We start from the raw sequence: 16,547 nt of genomic DNA on the forward strand, positions 1-16,547 counted from the left end.
GCCATCACCGCGCCGCCCCCGCGCAGAGGCCGGCCGGTACGGCGAGCGCGGCCGGGTCCAGGCCGGCGACGTGGGCGCGGCCGGGCGTGCGCAACGTGCGGGCGACGTCGAGCCGCTCGACCGGGAGGTCGAGGCGCGCCGCGAGGTGCTCGGCGAACCCGGAGAGCAGCGACCCGGAGCCGGCCAGCAGCACCCGGCCGACCGGGCTGTCGCCGCTGTCGGCCGCGGAGTCGCGGTAGAAGTCGAGCGTGGTGCCGATCTCGCCGGCCAGCTGCGTGGCCGCGAGGGCGACCACCTGCTGCGCGGCGTGGTCGAGACCGTCGGTGCGCGGCGCGACGGTCGCGAGCTGGCTCGGCTCCAGGTGGGCGTGGCCGGGGAGCCCGACGTACACCTTGGTGCGCTCGGCGTCGTCCCACGTCCAGTCGTAGCGCTCCTGGACGGCGTGGGTGACGGTGTCGCCGCCGACGCCGGGGATCATCCGGACGTAGCGCGGGACGCCGCCGGTGTGCACGACGACCGACACCACGTCGGCCCCGATGTCGACGAGCGCCTCGGTCACGTCGGCGTCGTCGAGGGCCGGGGTGCGGGCGCGCAGCAGCGCGAACGGGAGCAGGTCGACGCCGAGCGTGCGCAGGCCGGCGCCGCGGGCGGCCGCGACGAACGCGTCGACGACCTCGCGGGCGGCCGCGACCAGCAGGATCCGGGCCACGCGGCGCGGCTCGCCGTCCTCGCCGGGCACCTGGAGGTCGTCGAGCAGGTGGTAGTCGAGGTTCGCCTCGTCGACCGAGAACGGCAGCACGTCCTGGACCTGGTAGCGCAGCGCCTTGCGGAAGTCCGCGGGCGGCATCCAGTCGAGGTCCATCTGCCGCACCAGGACGCCGGAGTTCGCGATGCCGATCACGACCTCCCGGGTGCTGAACCTGCCCTTGCTCCAGAGCTGGCGGAGCGCCTGGGTCAGGGCGGGCCCGTCGACGACGGTGCCGTTGCGGACGACCCCCGGGGCGAGCGGGACGCGGTGGTGACGGCGCACGGTGGCCCGTCGACGGCCGGGGACGAACTCGGCGGCCCGGACACCGGAGCTGCCGATGTCGAGTCCGACCAGGGTGCGTGCCATGTGGTGTTCTCCGAGAGGTCTGCGTGGGAGCGGGCGCAGTGCGACACCGGTGTTGTCGGACCCGGAAGGCCCCGACTTGAGGGTCACCCCGAGAATTTCCGCGGTGGTCCAGATGCGGCGGAGTGGTCCACTCGGACGCCTTCGGGAAGCGTGGTACACAAGGTCGCGTGACCACCTCTCGGGAGACCGCGGCGACCCTGCAGATCGCGCCGTTCCTCCACGCCGTGGTCGTCAACCACGGCTCCGACCTCCACCTCAAGGTGGGCAGCCCGCCGCGGGTGCGGATCTCCGGCTCCCTGGTGCCGCTCGAGGTCGAGCCGCTGACCGCCGCGGGCGTCGAGGCGCTGGTGCGAGAGACGATGCCGGCCGACGTCGAGGCGACGTTCGACAACACCAACGAGGCCGACTACGCGCTCTCGGTCCCCGGCATCGGGCGGTTCCGGGTGAACGCGTTCCGCTCGCGCGGCGCCGTCGGCTGCGTGCTGCGGCTGGTCGGCGACGAGCCGCAGCCGCTGGCCGCGCTCGGGATGCCCGACGTGATCCGCCGGCTGGCGCTGGAGCCGCGGGGGCTGGTGCTGGTCACCGGCCCGACCGGCTCCGGCAAGACCACGACGCTCGCGGCCATGGTCGACGCCGTCAACGAGACCCGGCCGGTGCACATCCTCACCATCGAGGACCCGATCGAGGTCATCCACCGCGACAAGGTCGCCAGCGTGAACCAGCGCGAGCTGGGTACAGACACCGCGGACTGGGGGGTCGCGCTGCGGGCTGCGATGCGGCAGGACCCGGACGTGATCCTGATCGGCGAGATGCGCGACGCGGACACCGTCCGCGCGGCGCTGTCGGCGGCCGAGACCGGCCACTTCGTGATGTCGACGCTGCACACCACCGACGCGAAGGAGACCGTGAACCGGGTGATCGACTTCTTCCCGCCGTTCGAGCAGAAGCAGGTGCGGCTCGCCCTGGCCGCCTCGCTGCGCGGCATCGTGTGCCAGCGGCTGGTGCCCCGCGCCGACGGCACCGGCCGGGTCGTCGCGATGGAGGTCGCGGTGAACACCCCGCGGCTGGCCGAGGCGATCGCGGACCCCGAGCGCACCGACACCGTGCCCGACATCGTCGCCGACGGCGGCTACTCGGGCATGCAGACCTTCGACCAGCACCTGGTCCGCCTGGTGCTCGACGGGATCGTCTCGGTCCCGGACGCGAAGATCGTCAGCAGCAACACCCACGACTTCGGCGTGATGCTCAAGCGCGCCGGCGTGGACCCCGCTCTGGTCGACGCGGAGCCGGCCCGATGACGGCCGTGCCGGAGTCGATGCAGCCGGAGACCGCGGACATCCACGCGCTGGCCCTCCCGGCGCTCCGCGAGTACCGGCAGCGCCTGGAGGCCGAGGAGGACCGGGTGTCCTACTGGCGCCGCCTGGTCCACGCGCGCCTCGACCTGCTCGCCGCGGAGTCCGCGAGCGACCACGCGCTCACGCTGACCGACCTGGTCCGGGTGCTCGGCGACACGGGCACCGGCCAGACCCGGCAGGCGCTGGTGAGCGTGCGCGCCGGGGAGCCGTTGCCCGAGCTCCCCGAGCTGACGGAGATGTGGGCGACCGACGTGGACCCGCACGACGACGGGCAGGTGGCCGACGCCGTCGACCGGCTGACGCGGGCGGAGCGGCAGCTCACGGCGTACCGGCGCGCGCTCCACCAGCGGATCGACGAGGCGACCGCCGAGCTGATCGCGCGCTACCGCGAGGACCCGCGGGCCGCCCTCGCGATCATCCCGGAGGACTGAGCATGCGCGCGCGCCGGTCGGGCGACACCGTTCGCGCCCTCGTCGAGGGTGGCCTGGTCACCCGGGACCAGGTCGAGGAGGCCACCCGTACGGCGGGCGAGCGGTCCCAGACGGTCCTCGAGGTGCTGCTGGACAGCGGCTGGGTGGACCGCTCGGCGGTGGTCCGCACCGCCGCGGTCTCGGCGGGGCTGGACTACGTGGAGCTGTCGGACTTCACCGTCGACATGGCCGCGGTCAGCATGCTGCCCGCGGAGTTCGCCCGCCGCGCCGGCGTGCTGCCGCTGGCCAGCGAGGACGGCGAGCTGGTGGTGGCGGTCAGCATCCGGCAGGCCGGCGACATCGAGCTCAAGGACGACCTGAGCCGGCTGACCCGCAGCCGGATCCGGTTCGCGATCGCCAACCGCGCGGACATCGAGGCGCGGATCAACCAGGTGTACCGGGCCGAGGGCGAGCTGCACGACCTGACCTCCGACCTCACCCCCGAGGAGGAGGGCGAGGACCTCGCCAGCCTCACCGAGGTCACCGACGAGGCGCCGGTGGTCCGGTTCGTGAACCTGCTCATCAACCAGGCGATCAACGACCGCGCCTCCGACATCCACATCGAGCCGACCGAGCGGGACATGCGGGTCCGCTACCGGATCGACGGGGTGCTGCACGACGCCCACCGGTCGCCGAAGAACATCCAGAACGGCGTGATCTCGCGGCTGAAGATCATGGCCGACATGAACATCGCCGAGCGGCGGGTCCCGCAGGACGGCCGGATGTCGGTGAACCACCAGGGCCGCCGGGTCGACCTGCGGATCGCGACGCTGCCGACGGTGTGGGGCGAGAAGATCGTCGCCCGGATCCTCGACACCTCCAACACCCAGCTGGGGCTGGACGACCTCGGCTTCAGCGACGACAACTTCGACCGCTACCGGGCGTCGTACACCAAGCCCTACGGGATGATCCTGGCCACCGGGCCGACCGGCTCCGGCAAGTCCACGACGCTCTACGCGACGCTGAACATCCTCAACCGGTCCGACGTCAACGTGATCACGGTCGAGGACCCGGTCGAATACCGGCTGCCCGGGATCAACCAGGTGCAGACCAACCCCAAGGCGGGGCTCACCTTCGCCTCCGCGCTGCGGTCGATCCTGCGGTCGGACCCCGACATCGTGCTGATCGGCGAGATCCGGGACCACGAGACCGCGCAGATCGCCGTCGAGGCGGCGCTCACCGGCCACCTGGTGCTCTCCACGCTGCACACCAACGACGCGCCCTCGGCGGTCAGCCGGCTCATCGAGATGGGGATCGAGCCGTTCCTGGTCGGGTCGGCGCTCGACGCCGTACTCGCGCAGCGGCTGTGCCGCTCGCTCTGCGAGCGTTGCAAGGAGGCCTACGTCCCCGACGCGGCCGAGCTCCAGCGCGTCGGCTTCGACTGGGACCCCGAGGCCGGCCTGCCGACGATCTACCGTGCGGTCGGCTGCTCCGCCTGCTCGCAGACCGGCTTCCGCGGCCGGATGGCCCTGCACGAGGTGATGACCGTCACCGAGGACATCTCGCGGCTCGCGGTCTCGCGCGCCTCGACCGACGAGATCGCTCGGGTCGCCCGCGACCAGGGCATGACCACGCTGAAGAACGACGGCTGGCGCAAGGTGCTGCAGGGGCGGACGTCGATCGAGGAGATCCTCCGAGTGGTGGCGTAGGGGGCGCGACACGTCGGGTTTCACCGGCTGACCGGAGAAACCCGACCGACACGCCGGGGACTCACGGCGTGTCGGTCGGGTTTCCCACGACAGGTTCGAGCTCCAGCGACTGGTGAGACGGACGGGACCGCTGGTACTCCGACGGCGGGGCGGCCGGGTAGCGGGGCGCGACACGTCGGGTTTCACCGGCTGACCGGAGAAACCCGACGGACACGCCGGCGCACATCGGCGTGTCGGTCGGGTTTCCCACGACAGGTTCGAGTTCCAGCGACTGGTGAGACGGACGGGACCGCTGGTACTCCGACGGCGGGGCGGCCGCGTAGCGGGGCGCGACACGTCGGGTTTCACCGGCTGACCGGAGAAACCCGACGGACACGCCGGCGCGCATCGGCGTGTCGGTCGGGTTTCGGCGGACAGGTAGGGCGCGGGGAGCTTGATCGGCGGGGCGCCGGCTCCGGTGGGGTGTCTCGCGTCACGCCCTCAAGTCGGGCAGCGGAGACTCCGAAGTTCCAGTCGTGACCGACGCCCCCACCTTCGGCCTCCCCCTGGCCACCCCCGTCCCCCGGCCCGTGCCGGCGGCCGCGCCGGTGGCACCCCTCGCGGCCGCGCCCGCACCGGCATCGCACCCGGCCCCCGCCCCGGCGACCGCCGACGGGTCCGCGCCCGCCGGCCGCATCGACCTCGACGAGCTCCTCCTGCACGTGCTGCGCGAGGGCGGCTCCGACCTGCACCTGACCGCAGGTGCACCCCCGACCGTGCGGCTCCGCGGAGAGATGCAGGCGATCGAGGGCCAGCCCGAGCTCTCCGGCGACCAGCTCCGCGCCGCGCTGTACGGCGTGCTGACCGAGCGCCAGCGCAAGGTGTTCGAGGAGGAGCTCGAGCTCGACTTCGCCTACCAGGTGCCGGGCCACGCCCGGTTCCGGGTCAACGTGTTCCAGCAGCGCGAGCACCTCGGCGCCGTCATGCGGCTGATCCCGTGGGAGATCGTGCCGCTCGAGGACCTCGGCATGCCGGAGGCGGTCGTGCGGTTCACGACGCTCAAGCGCGGCCTGGTGCTGGTCACCGGACCGACCGGGTCCGGCAAGTCGACCACGCTGGCCGCGGTCATCGACCGCATCAACCGCAGCCGACGCGGCCACATCGTCACGATCGAGGACCCGATCGAGTTCCTGCACGAGCACCGCGGCTGCATCGTCAACCAGCGCGAGGTCGGCAGCGACACCCACGACTTCCGGGCCGCGCTCAAGCACGTGCTGCGCCAGGACCCGGACGTGATCCTGGTCGGCGAGCTCCGCGACCTCGAGACCATCTCGGTGGCGCTCACCGCCGCCGAGACCGGGCACCTGGTCTTCGCCACCCTGCACACGCAGTCGGCCCAGGACACCATCACCCGCGTCGTCGACGTCTTCCCCGCCGACCAGCAGCAGCAGGTGCGCACCCAGCTCGCCGCCGCCCTCCAGGGCGTCGTCTGCCAGACGCTGGTCAAGACCGTGGACGGCACCGGCCGGGTGGCCGGGGTCGAGGTGATGGTCTGCAACCCCGGCATCCGCGCGATGATCCGCGACGACAAGCTCCAGCAGATCCAGGGCGCGCTGCAGGCCGGCGCCCGCGACGGCATGCAGACGCTGAACGCGCACCTGGCCGGGCTGGTGAGGAGCGGCCGGATCACCTACGAGGCGGGCCTCGAGCACTGCACCGACCGCAACGACTTCGAGACCCTCGTCGGCTCGAGCGTCACCCGCGCGACGTCCGAGTGGCGGTGACCGTGTCCACCGCCACCCAGTACAGCTACAAGGTCCGCGACGCCCACGGGAAGTTCAGCGAGGGCAAGGTCGAGGCGGTGTCCGAGGCCGCGGTCGCCGACCGGCTCCGCTCGATGGGGTACGTGCCGCTCGAGGTCCGGCCCGCGAACACCGGCATGCAGCGCGAGATCCACCTCGGCTTCAAGAAGCGGGTCAAGACCAAGGACCTCGCGGTGTTCGCCCGCCAGTTCGCGACGATGATCGACGCCGGGCTGACCATGCTCCGCGCCCTGACCATCATGGCCGAGCAGGTGGACAACCCCGAGCTCCGCAGGGTGCTGCGCGGGGTGAAGCAGGACGTCGAGGCCGGCCACAGCCTCTCCGCGGCGTTCGAGCGGGAGCCCCAGGTCTTCCCGCCGCTGATGATCAGCATGGTCCGTGCCGGCGAGGCCGGCGGCTTCCTGGACACCTCGATGCGGCAGATCGCCGACAACTTCGAGGCCGACGTGAAGCTGCGCTCGAAGATCAAGGCCGCGCTGACGTACCCGGCCGTGGTCTTCGTCCTCGCGATCCTGATGTGCATCGCGCTGCTGACGTTCGTCGTCCCGGTCTTCGAGTCGATGTTCGAGAACCTCGGGGGCACCCTGCCGCTGCCGACCCGGATCCTCGTGGTCCTCTCGCACGCGATGAAGTTCCTGGTCCCCCTGTTCGTCGTCCTCGGGATCGCCGCGACCTGGGCGTGGCGGAAGTACGGCAGGACCGAGCGGGTCCGGAACGTCGTGGACCCGCTCAAGCTGCGGCTGCCGGTGTTCGGCAAGCTGTTCCAGAAGCTCGCGCTGGCCCGGTTCTCCCGCAACCTGAGCACGTTGCTCGGCTCCGGCGTCCCGATCCTGCAGTCCCTCGACATCGTCGGCGAGACCTCCGGCTCGGTGGTGATCACCCGGGCGCTCACCGACGTCCGGGAGTCGGTGCGGCGGGGCGAGTCGATGGCCGGTCCGCTGTCCGAGCACGGCGTGTTCCCGGCGATGGTCGTGCAGATGATCTCCTCGGGCGAGGAGTCCGGAGCGGTCGACCAGATGCTCGCCAAGATCGCGGAGTTCTACGACGCCGAGGTCGAGTCCACGACCGAGGCCCTGACCGCCCTGATCGAGCCGCTGATGATCGCCTTCCTGGGCGGCCTGGTCGGGTCGATGATCGTGGCGCTCTACCTGCCGATGTTCAAGATCTACGACATGATCGGGTGACCGACGTGGAGCAGGCGAGTTCTCGGGACGCCGGCATGACCCTCATCGAGGTCATCGTGGCGCTCGGCCTGTTCGCCGTCATGAGCACCGCCGTCCTGTCCGTGCTCACCTCGGCCATCCACGCCACCACCGACGACAAGTCGCGGATCGAGGCGGTCAACCTCGCGTCGCGCGAGCTCGAGATCGTGCGCGACACGTTCTCCTCGGTGACCCGCGGCCCGGACAAGGTGGTCCAGAACGTCGTCGTCAACGCGAACCCGCTGCCGGGCGGCACGGCGGGCCAGCCGATCGTCGTCGACGGCGTCCCGTACACCGTGACCCGGACCGCCCGCTGGGAACAGATCGGCGCGGCGGACGCCCAGCTGTCGCCGTGCGACCAGGGCTCCTCCAGCGAGCTGGTCGTGCTGCACGTCTCCGTGGACGTGACGTGGCCCGCGCTCGGGTCCCGGCCACCGGTCACGATGGACACGATCATGACCCCGCCCAAGGGGACCTACTCGACGCTGGACGGCCACCTCGGGCTGCGGGTGCTCGACAGCGAGGGCCACCCTCGGCCGAACGTCACCGTGACCGCGGTCAACGGCGGCCTGAGCGCCATGGGCGTGACCGCCGCCGACGGCTGCGTGCTCCTCGCCCACCTCCCGGCCGGCGACTGGACGCTGACGGCGTCCAACCCGAACTTCGTGAACCGCGCGGGCGACCCGACGGCGAGCATCGTCGCGCACCTGCAGGCGGGTCAGCTCTGGCGCGGGTCGATCGAGTACGACGCCGCGGCCGCGATCACGGCGACCATCGGCGCGCCGTCCGGCTTCGACGTCCCTGCCGACGTCACCGCGCTGCCGATGACCCTCGGCAACAGCGCGCTCCAGCCGATCGGCGTCAAGACCGTGCCCGGCACCGGGTCGACCCGGCTCATCGAGCACCTGTGGCCCTATCCCGACGGGTACGGCGTGTGGCTCGGCGGCTGCGAGGACGGCAACCCGTCGGTGACCGGCGACGGCCTTCCGGTCGCGGTGACCCGAGGCACCACCACCGTCGCCTCGGTCCAGCTGGGGGGTGTCGAGATCCACACCGCGCCCGGGACCCAGCTCACCGCCGTCCACGCCGCGGACCGCTCGTGCACGGCACCCCTGACCATCCAGCTCGGCACGGCCCAGGCCGCGGCCCCCGACCCCAGCCCGAGCGCGACCGCGGAGACCACGACCGGGGCGACGGACGGACCGGTCCCCGGCCCCAGCGCGGCCGCGACCGACACGGCCTCGCCGACCGCCTCGCCGACGGACTCGCCCACCGCCTCGCCGACCGAGGTCGCGAGCGGGCCCGCGGACCCGGGGGGCGTGCTGCGCGTCGCGCTCCCCTACGGCACGTGGACCATCGGCGACGCCACCGTCCGCATCGGACCCGGCAACCCCATGGTGTTGCTGCTGTGACCGCGCGACGCCGGCCCCCGACAGCCAGCGACGAGGGCATGTCCGTGGTGGAGATGCTGGTCGCCTGCGGCCTGTTCGTCGTGCTCACGACGATGATCTCGGCCATCGCGATCCTGAGCCTGCGCACCGCCACCGGCATGGAGGCCCGCCTCGACAACTCGATCCAGGGCAACGCCGGCATGGCGGCGGCGGGGAAGATCCTGCGCACCGCGGTGCTGCCCGACCAGCTCGACAACCAGGCGTGCACGAACTGCGCCGATACCGCGATCGTGCAGGCGAGCACCACGCTCATCACGTTCTACGCGAACCTCGACAACACCGGCCAGGGGCCGAGCCTGGTCACCCTCGAGGTGCTCCAGGACCCGCACACGCCGGGCAGCGGCATCCTGCGGCAGACCCGGATCCCGCCGACTCCCGTCGCGGGCGGCGGCTACCGCTTCTGCACCCGCGCGACCGACGCGACGTGCACGGTGGACCCCGACGTCCGGACCCTCGCCCGCGGACTGGTCTGGCCGACGGCCGCCGTCTTCGGCTACTACGACTTCGACGGGGCCCTGATCACCGGCACGACGCTGACCACCGACAACCTGCCCCGGATCTCCAGCATCGACGTGGTCGTCCGGACGCGCACCCAGCCCGGGCGGACCGACGTGCCCACCGTCACGACCGTGCAGCGGGTACGCCTCCCCAACGCCGACATCAACCTCCTGGTGCAGCCGACATGACCCGCCCACCACGAGCCCGGTCCCGGGACGAGGGCTCCGCCCTGATCATGGTGATGGGTGCGATGACGGTCGCGGTCCTCATGGTCTCGGTGGCGCTCAGCTACGCGATGCAGACGAGCGGGACGGCCCAGCACGCCACGGCCTGGAACCAGGCCTTCGCGGCGGCCGAGGCGGGCGTCGACGACTTCCTCGCGCGGCTCAACAAGGACGACAACTACTGGCAGGACACGCCCGCGAAGGGCCACGTACACCTGGGCGACGTGCACTGGGACGCCCGGTGGGACTGCGCCAACGACGCGCTCCAGCGCGCGTTCGACGTACCGCACGCCCCCTGCGGCTGGGGAGCGGGCACCGAGCCCGGCTGGGCTCCGGTCAACGGATCGCCGACGTCGCGGTTCCACTACGACGTGGACGTCAGCAGCACGCCGGTGAACGGCACGATCGGCCTGGTCTCCACCGGACGGGTGGGCACCGTGACCCGCACCATCCAGGTCACCCTGCGCCGCGGCGGCTTCGGCGAGTTCCTGTACGCCACCACCTACGAGACGACCGACCCCGCGGACTACGCCGACCCCGTCGCCAAGTACGCGCAGTGCGCGAAGTACTACTGGGCCGGCCGGAGGGGCTGCGAGGACATCACGTTCATCGGCGGCGACAAGCTCAACGGCCCGGTGCACTCCAACGACTCGATCCTGATGACCGACGGGTCGGGCACCAGCCCCAAGGGGCCCTGGTTCACCGGCACCGTGACGACCTCCGATCCGTCGTGCAAGCCCGTGCAAGGCGTCCCGCGCGACCCGAAGTACTGCTTCCGCAACGGCAACTCGACCGGCACGGCCAGCCCGCGGTTCGACAAGGGCATCGCGTACCGCAGCGAGGTGGACCTGCCCGAAAGCACCGGCGACCTGCGCCAGTACGTCGCGGCGCCGGATCCGATGCCGCCGGGCTGGAGCACCGCGGGCTGCCTGTACACGGGCGCGACCCGGATCCAGTTCAAGCAGACCGCCACCGGGGCCGGGACCATGAAGGTGTGGAGCCCCGGTTCGACCGGGGCGAACGTCGGGGCCCCGGGCTGCGGTGATCCCAGCAAGCCGTGGCCGCAGGACAACCTGACGGTGCCGCCGAACGGCCTGATCTACGTGCAGAGCACGCCGACCGCGCAGACCTTCCCGGCCGCGGGTGCCTGCGCTCCCGGTGTCTTCGGCACGGTGTCCGGCGGCGCGAGCCTGCCGAGCGCCACCGACTACAACCAGACGCTGGCGGCGGCCGACTGCCGGCTCGGCACGGCCTACGTGGACGGCACCCTGAAGGGCCGGGTGACGGTGTCGGCCCAGAACGACATCGTGATCACCGGCAACCTGACCTACCAGGGCGGCGAGAACGGCACCGACGCGCTCGGCCTGATCGCCGACAACAGCGTGCAGATCTACCACCCGGTGAGCTCGGTCGAGCACTGCACCACGCAGACGACCTGGGACCGGAGCACGCGGAAGTGGGTGACGACCAAGACGTGCACCTACACCCGCGGCACCAGCAACCTCCCGGGGTCGATCACGAACCCGGTCGTGAACGCGTCCATCCTCACCCTCAACCACAGCTTCGAGGTCCAGCAGTTCGACGTCGGCGGGAACGGTTGCGTGCCCGGCCCGTCCTGCCTCGGCAAGCTGCGGGTCTTCGGCTCGATCGCACAGAAGTTCCGCGGCGCCGTCGGCCGCGGGAGCGCCGGCTACCTCAAGGACTACAACTACGACAGCCGGCTCCGGTACGCCCCGCCGCCGTACTTCCTGGACCCGGTGCGCTCGTCCTGGGGCCAGAAGACCTTCGGCGAGATCGCCCCCCTCTACGGAGGGTGAAGAAGTCGGCAAAAAAGTTGCCGATTTCCCTCAAGTACGGCGGTTTCGCCGACCGATGTTCCCCGTGGCAAGAGCGTCGGGCCCCCCGGAGTCCGGGGTGACCGCGCTCCCCGCGATTCGCACGACCCCCACCCCCCAGGAGAACCCCATGCTTGCTCGGATGCAGAAGTCCCTGAAGGAGAAGGACCAGGGCTTCACCCTGATCGAGCTCCTCGTCGTCATCGTCATCATCGGCATCCTCGCCGCCATCGCCATCCCGATCTTCCTCAACCAGCAGAAGAAGGGCGTCGACGCCGGCGTCAAGTCCGACCTCAAGCAGCTCGCCAACCTCCAGGAGAGCTACTACGTGGACAAGGCCGCCTACTTCGCCGCCGCCGACACCGTCACGAACGGCGTCGCATCCGGCCTCGAGTCCGCGGCCGACGGGGCGAACGTGAAGCCGTTCGGAGACTTCAAGCGCAGCAACGACAAGAGCGCCTACACGGTCGTGTTGGGTGCGTCTGGTGTCGGTGGCTACTGCATCACCGGCTACAACCCGGATGGCACCACCTCGGACGCCGCCGGGAAGCGGTTCTACTACGACTCCGTCAACGGTGGTCTCTCCACCTCCAACAAGCAGGGCGGCGCCTGCGCCGACACTCTCTGATCCACCCCCGTACCCGTGTCGGGCGGCTTGTCCCCCCAAGCCGCCCGGCACGGCCGCTTCCTGAACCACCGCGACACAGCCACCCGGAGGACCCGATGAAGATCGTGAACGGCGACCAGGCGCCGGTCCTGGAGCACACGGAGGCCGTCGGCCTGCTCCAGGAGATGGCGGCCGTGGTCCGCACGATCTTCGCGGTCGACGTGGCCCCGTACGCGGCCCAGGAGGCGCCGCAGGAGATCCACCCCACGACGGCGGGCGCCGGTGGCGTCCCGGGCTCGGGCGGGGCGGCACCCGCGCCCGCCGTCGTACCCTCCGCTTCCCCCGCACCTCCCGCGACTCCCCTGGCGGCCCCGCCGGCGTCCATCCCCGTGCCGGGGGTGACGCTCCTCCAGGAGATCGCCTTCCTCGACGACTGACCGATGGTCCGTCGACTCGGTGCAGCGCTCGCCGTCCTCGCGGCCCTGACGCTGGCACCCCTCTCCCCCGCGACCGCGGCTCCCGTCCACCGGGCGGCGGCGCAGGACGCCGTCGATGCCGCCCGCGCGGCGTACGACGACGCCCGTGCCCGCGTCACCACCCTCAGCGAGCAGAGTGAGCGGGTCACCGCGACCGCGGAGACCGCCGAGGCCGAGGCCACCCGGCTCCGCGAGCGGGTCGGCGACGACGACGGCGGCCTGACCGACGCGATCGGCGCGCTGCTCGGGCACACCTCCGACCTGGACCGGGCCGCCGAGGCCGCCGCGGACGCCGAGTCCGCCCGCGCATTAGCCGACATGGTGCAGGCCGCGCTCGCCGACCAGATCGCCGCCGCCGAGCAGGCCCGGCAGGCCTGGGAGCGTGCCGAGCGCCGCCGGGTGCGGGCCGAGGCGGCGTTCACCGCCGGGGAGTACGCCGACGCGGCGATCCGCCGCGCCCACTTCCTGCCGGCGTACGACGCCACGGGCGCCGAGGACCGGCGCAACCAACGCGCGCTGCGTGCGTGGCACGACTACCTGCGCGGTCTCGCCCGGGCCGCGGTCGTGCCGCCGGCCGTGGCCGACCTCGCCGACCCCACCCACCTCCCGCGCGGCCTGCGACCCGCCCGCGACGCGCGCAACGACCTCGCCCCCGGCATCGCGACCGCAGGCCCCACCACGGTGGTGTCCGCGGAGGCGGTCCGCGCGGTGACCGAGGCGTTCCGCCGGGTCGGGCTCCCGGAGGTGCCGGGGGCCATCGCGCCGTCCGCGTACGCCTGCGGCGGCCTGGTCGCCGGTGCCTGGGCCGGACCCGAGCTCGCGCCTCCGGCCGACGCCGCCGGGCAGTACCGGGAGCTGCGCGGCGTCCCCACCTCGTCGGTGCAGCCGGGCGACGTGGTCGTCCTCGGCAGCCGCCGTGCGGGGCTGGCCGAGACCGGCGTGTACGTCGGGGGCCACCAGGTCGTGCTCGCCGACCCGGCCACCGGCGTGGCCGCCGTCCGCCCGCTCACCGGCGACGTGCTCGGCGTCCGGCGGGTCGGCATCGGCGCCGGCCGCCACGCCCCCGCCCCCGCCGGCGGCGGCTGTGGGGCCGCGATCGCCACCGACACCGCCACGTCCGGGCCGTTCGGGTTCCCGGTCGCGCTGGGCAGCTACCACCTGACCGCCGGGTTCGGGGACGCCGGCTCGCGCTGGTCGTCCGGCGAGCACACCGGCCTCGACTTCGCCGCTCCGGTCGGCACGCCGGTCGTCGCGGTCGGCGCCGGCACGGTCACCGTGGAGCACCCCGCCTGGGCCGGCAACCTGGTCCGCATCGACCACGGCGGCGGCGTCGAGACGCTGTACGCGCACCTGTCCCGCGTGGACGTCACCGACGGGCAGGCGGTCGCCGCCGGGGAGCAGGTCGGCCTGGTCGGCGAGGAGGGCAACACCAGCGGACCGCACGTGCACCTCGAGGTGCGCCTGGACGGCGCGCCGTACGACCCCGCCCCGGTGCTGGGCATCACCGCCGGTCCGCCGTGCCCGGCCACCGTCGACGGGCTGGTGCTGCTGCGCTGCGACGCGGCCGTCGCGTTCCGGCTGCTGGGCGCCGAGTACGCCGCCCAGCTCGGCACGCCGCCGTGCGTGGTCCAGGGCGACGACGTCGCGCTCGACCTGTGCGGCGGCGCCGAGCGGGCCGGCAGCGCCGAGAGCGCGTGGCTGCTCGCGCATGCGCCGGCGTACGGCTGGGCGCATCCCGCCACCCGGGCGGAGCCGTGGCACTTCGAGTACTCCGGAGGCTAGGTTGGGCCAGATGGAGACCGACCACTCTGTCGACACCCTCTGGCAGCGCTACAAGCAGGAGGGCGATCGCGACGCGCGCGACCGCCTGGTCGTCCACTACTCGCCGCTGGTGAAGTTCGTGGCCGGTCGTGTCCGCTCCGGCCTCCCCTCCTCGGTCGACCAGAACGACCTGGTCTCCGACGGCGTGCTCGGGCTGATGGACGCGGTCGACAAGTTCGAGCCCGAGCGCGGGCTGCAGTTCCAGACGTACGCCGTCACCCGGATCCGCGGCGCGATCGTCGACGGGCTCCGGTCGACCGACTGGGTGCCGCGCTCCATCCGCGAGAAGATCCGCGACGTCGACGCCGCGACCACCCGGCTCGAGGCCGAGCTGGGCCGGCCGCCGAAGGACAAGGAGCTCGCCGCCGAGCTCGGCCTGACCGTGGGCGAGCTGCGCAAGGTCTACTCCCAGACCGCGCACACCAGCGTGGTCAGCTTCGAGACCGTCGTCGACGAGGAGGCGCCGCGTGCGACCGTCGCCCAGCCCGGCGGCGACGACAACCTGCCGCCCGGCTTCCTGGCGGCCGTGCGTGAGCTGGCCGAGCGCGACCAGATCGTGGTCGCCCTCTACTACTGGGAGCGGCTCACCCTCGCCGAGATCGGCCAGGTGCTCGGCGTGACCGAGTCCCGGGTCAGCCAGCTGCACAGCCGGGCGACCATGGCCCTGCGCCGCAAGCTGGTGCAGAACCTCAACTGAGCGCGGCCGCCGTCGGTTCGCAGCGACCGTCCCGGCCCATCCCGTGCCGAGCCTCCAGTCGGCCACGACCGCGCAATTGCTCGACGAGACTGCCGTACCCGCGAGTAGCGGCAGGCTGACCGTTCAATTGCGCGCCCAGACTGCCCGGAGACCACGCCGAGCCTCCGGTCGGCCACGACCGCGCAATTGCTCGACGAGACTGCCGTACCCGCGGGTAGCGGCAGGCTGATCGTTCAATTGCGCGCCCAGCCTGCCCGGAGACTGCCCGAAGACTGCCCGAAGGCCGAGACTGCCCGGAGGCCGAGCTCCCTAGCTGAGCGCGGCCCGCTGCGAGGCGACGACCGCCTCCATCGCCGGCCGGGAGCCCTTGCTGAAGTGCGGGAAGCTGACGAACCCGTGCGGCATCCGGTGGAAGTCCTCCACCGTCACGTGGTTGCCGGCGTCGGCGAGTGCCTGGGCGTACCGGACCCCGCTGTCGTGCAGCGGGTCCAGGCCCGCGACCACGACGACCGCCGGCGGCAGGTGGGACAGGTCGGCCGCCCGGATCGGCGAGAGCCGGTAGTCGGTGAGATCGGCCCCGTCGGGCACGTAGTGCCCGTGGAAGACCTCCATGTCGGAGTTCGACAGCACGATCCCGCGGACGTTGCCGACGTACGACGGGTCCTGCTCGATCGCGTCGGTCATGTCGGTCACCGGGTAGATCAGCGCCTGGTGCGCGACGGCCGGGCCGCCCTCGTCGCGGGCGATGATCGCGACGACCGTCGCGAGGTTGCCGCCGGCACTGTCGCCCATCACGCCGATCCGGGACGGGTCGCCGCCGAGGTCACCGGCGTGGGCGGCCGTCCAGAGCAGGGCGTCGTAGCAGTCCTCGACGCCGGCCGGGAACGGGTGGGTCGGCGCGAGCCGGTAGTCCACCGACACCACCACGGCGTCCAGCTCGCGGGCCACGATCCCGCAGGCCCAGTCCTGCTGCCGCGCGCTGCCGAGCACGAAGCCGCCGCCGTGGAAGTTCAGCACCACCGGGCGGGGCGCGCGCGACCAGGACTCCGGCGTGTAGATCCGGAGCGGCAGCTCGCCGTGCCGCGCGGGGAAGGTCGTGGTGCGGACGTCGACGCCCTTCGCGAGCCGGCCGAGGAAGAGGCCCGCCACGCCGCCGTCCGGGATGGCCGTGCGCTGCGCCCGCTCCAGCTGCTCGGGGGTCATCCGCGCGACCGAGAACGACGGGGTCGCCTTCATGATCCGGTCGAGAACCCGCACGCCGGGGTGCAGGTGGGCGTCGCCCGTGCCGATCATGTAAACGGAGTGTAGATGTGGGCTACGCTCCGGCAGACGAGACCGTGGGGGTG

The 16,547-nt window shown here is 72.5% G+C and carries 14 protein-coding genes; 12 read left to right on the forward strand and 2 right to left on the reverse strand.

The genetic code is table 11. From position 1 onward, the window contains the following. Positions 1–4: 4 nt before the first annotated feature. On the reverse strand, positions 5–1,114 hold the full coding sequence (pilM, locus tag ABD086_RS19295; RefSeq protein ID WP_343909240.1) for a type IV pilus assembly protein PilM: 1,110 nt from the start codon (positions 1,112–1,114) through the stop codon (positions 5–7). A gap of 167 nt (positions 1,115–1,281) precedes the next feature. On the opposite strand from pilM, the gene ABD086_RS19300 reads away from it, so the two are divergent. The 12 genes from ABD086_RS19300 (at position 1,282) to ABD086_RS19355 (ending at position 15,201) form a co-directional block, all read left to right on the forward strand. Next, on the forward strand, positions 1,282–2,412 hold the full coding sequence (locus ABD086_RS19300; protein ID WP_343909241.1) for a type IV pilus twitching motility protein PilT: 1,131 nt from the start codon (positions 1,282–1,284) through the stop codon (positions 2,410–2,412). Further along, a complete protein-coding gene (locus ABD086_RS19305) occupies positions 2,409–2,900 on the forward strand; it encodes an RsiG family protein (RefSeq protein WP_343909242.1) in 492 nt (163 codons plus the stop codon). Before ABD086_RS19300 ends, ABD086_RS19305 begins: the two co-directional genes overlap by 4 nt. Before the next feature lie 2 nt (positions 2,901–2,902). Then, positions 2,903–4,588: a GspE/PulE family protein gene (locus ABD086_RS19310; RefSeq protein ID WP_343909243.1), complete on the forward strand. Its 1,686-nt coding sequence runs from the start codon at positions 2,903–2,905 to the stop codon at positions 4,586–4,588. A 515-nt stretch (positions 4,589–5,103) separates the two neighbouring features. Then, on the forward strand, positions 5,104–6,351 hold the full coding sequence (locus ABD086_RS19315) for a type IV pilus twitching motility protein PilT (RefSeq protein ID WP_343909244.1): 1,248 nt from the start codon (positions 5,104–5,106) through the stop codon (positions 6,349–6,351). Between the two features lie 2 nt (positions 6,352–6,353). Continuing rightward, positions 6,354–7,574 (forward strand): type II secretion system F family protein, encoded by a 1,221-nt coding sequence (locus ABD086_RS19320; protein ID WP_343909245.1) that lies wholly within the window; start codon positions 6,354–6,356, stop codon positions 7,572–7,574. Continuing rightward, on the forward strand, positions 7,571–9,004 hold the full coding sequence (locus ABD086_RS19325) for a prepilin-type N-terminal cleavage/methylation domain-containing protein (RefSeq protein ID WP_343909246.1): 1,434 nt from the start codon (positions 7,571–7,573) through the stop codon (positions 9,002–9,004). Before ABD086_RS19320 ends, ABD086_RS19325 begins: the two co-directional genes overlap by 4 nt. Then, on the forward strand, positions 9,001–9,729 hold the full coding sequence (locus ABD086_RS19330; RefSeq protein ID WP_343909247.1) for a hypothetical protein: 729 nt from the start codon (positions 9,001–9,003) through the stop codon (positions 9,727–9,729). Before ABD086_RS19325 ends, ABD086_RS19330 begins: the two co-directional genes overlap by 4 nt. Beyond that, positions 9,726–11,582: a pilus assembly PilX N-terminal domain-containing protein gene (locus ABD086_RS19335; protein ID WP_343909248.1), complete on the forward strand. Its 1,857-nt coding sequence runs from the start codon at positions 9,726–9,728 to the stop codon at positions 11,580–11,582. The genes ABD086_RS19330 and ABD086_RS19335 overlap by 4 nt, the downstream gene beginning before the upstream one ends. Positions 11,583–11,742: 160 nt before the next feature. Continuing rightward, complete coding sequence (locus ABD086_RS19340) at positions 11,743–12,228, forward strand: type IV pilin protein (RefSeq protein WP_343909249.1); 486 nt, start codon at positions 11,743–11,745, stop codon at positions 12,226–12,228. Positions 12,229–12,323: 95 nt separating this feature from the next. After that, a complete protein-coding gene (locus ABD086_RS19345) occupies positions 12,324–12,644 on the forward strand; it encodes a hypothetical protein (RefSeq protein ID WP_343909250.1) in 321 nt (106 codons plus the stop codon). Between the two features lie 3 nt (positions 12,645–12,647). After that, positions 12,648–14,465, forward strand: a complete 1,818-nt coding sequence (locus tag ABD086_RS19350) for a peptidoglycan DD-metalloendopeptidase family protein (RefSeq protein ID WP_343909251.1) — start codon at positions 12,648–12,650, stop codon at positions 14,463–14,465. 10 nt (positions 14,466–14,475) lie between these two features. Beyond that, complete coding sequence (locus ABD086_RS19355) at positions 14,476–15,201, forward strand: FliA/WhiG family RNA polymerase sigma factor (protein WP_343909252.1); 726 nt, start codon at positions 14,476–14,478, stop codon at positions 15,199–15,201. A gap of 309 nt (positions 15,202–15,510) precedes the next feature. Here ABD086_RS19355 and ABD086_RS19360 read toward each other — a convergent pair whose 3' ends face one another. Then, positions 15,511–16,494, reverse strand: a complete 984-nt coding sequence (locus ABD086_RS19360) for an alpha/beta hydrolase (RefSeq protein WP_343909253.1) — start codon at positions 16,492–16,494, stop codon at positions 15,511–15,513. Positions 16,495–16,547: the final 53 nt, after the last annotated feature.

Origin of the sequence: Nocardioides aquiterrae, from assembly GCF_039526625.1 — a bacterium.
Classification (GTDB): domain Bacteria; phylum Actinomycetota; class Actinomycetes; order Propionibacteriales; family Nocardioidaceae; genus Nocardioides; species Nocardioides aquiterrae.

What these genes read in the sequence shown, in the direction of transcription:
- ABD086_RS19360 (WP_343909253.1), bottom strand. Translation starts at nt 16,494, where the DNA reads ATGATCGGCACGGGCGACGCCCACCTGCACCCCGGCGTGCGGGTTCTC.
- ABD086_RS19350 (WP_343909251.1), top strand. Translation starts at nt 12,648, where the DNA reads ATGGTCCGTCGACTCGGTGCAGCGCTCGCCGTCCTCGCGGCCCTGACG.
- ABD086_RS19340 (WP_343909249.1), top strand. Translation starts at nt 11,743, where the DNA reads ATGCAGAAGTCCCTGAAGGAGAAGGACCAGGGCTTCACCCTGATCGAG.
- ABD086_RS19355 (WP_343909252.1), top strand. Translation starts at nt 14,476, where the DNA reads ATGGAGACCGACCACTCTGTCGACACCCTCTGGCAGCGCTACAAGCAG.
- ABD086_RS19305 (WP_343909242.1), top strand. Translation starts at nt 2,409, where the DNA reads ATGACGGCCGTGCCGGAGTCGATGCAGCCGGAGACCGCGGACATCCAC.
- ABD086_RS19335 (WP_343909248.1), top strand. Translation starts at nt 9,726, where the DNA reads ATGACCCGCCCACCACGAGCCCGGTCCCGGGACGAGGGCTCCGCCCTG.
- ABD086_RS19310 (WP_343909243.1), top strand. Translation starts at nt 2,903, where the DNA reads ATGCGCGCGCGCCGGTCGGGCGACACCGTTCGCGCCCTCGTCGAGGGT.
- pilM (WP_343909240.1), bottom strand. Translation starts at nt 1,114, where the DNA reads ATGGCACGCACCCTGGTCGGACTCGACATCGGCAGCTCCGGTGTCCGG.
- ABD086_RS19345 (WP_343909250.1), top strand. Translation starts at nt 12,324, where the DNA reads ATGAAGATCGTGAACGGCGACCAGGCGCCGGTCCTGGAGCACACGGAG.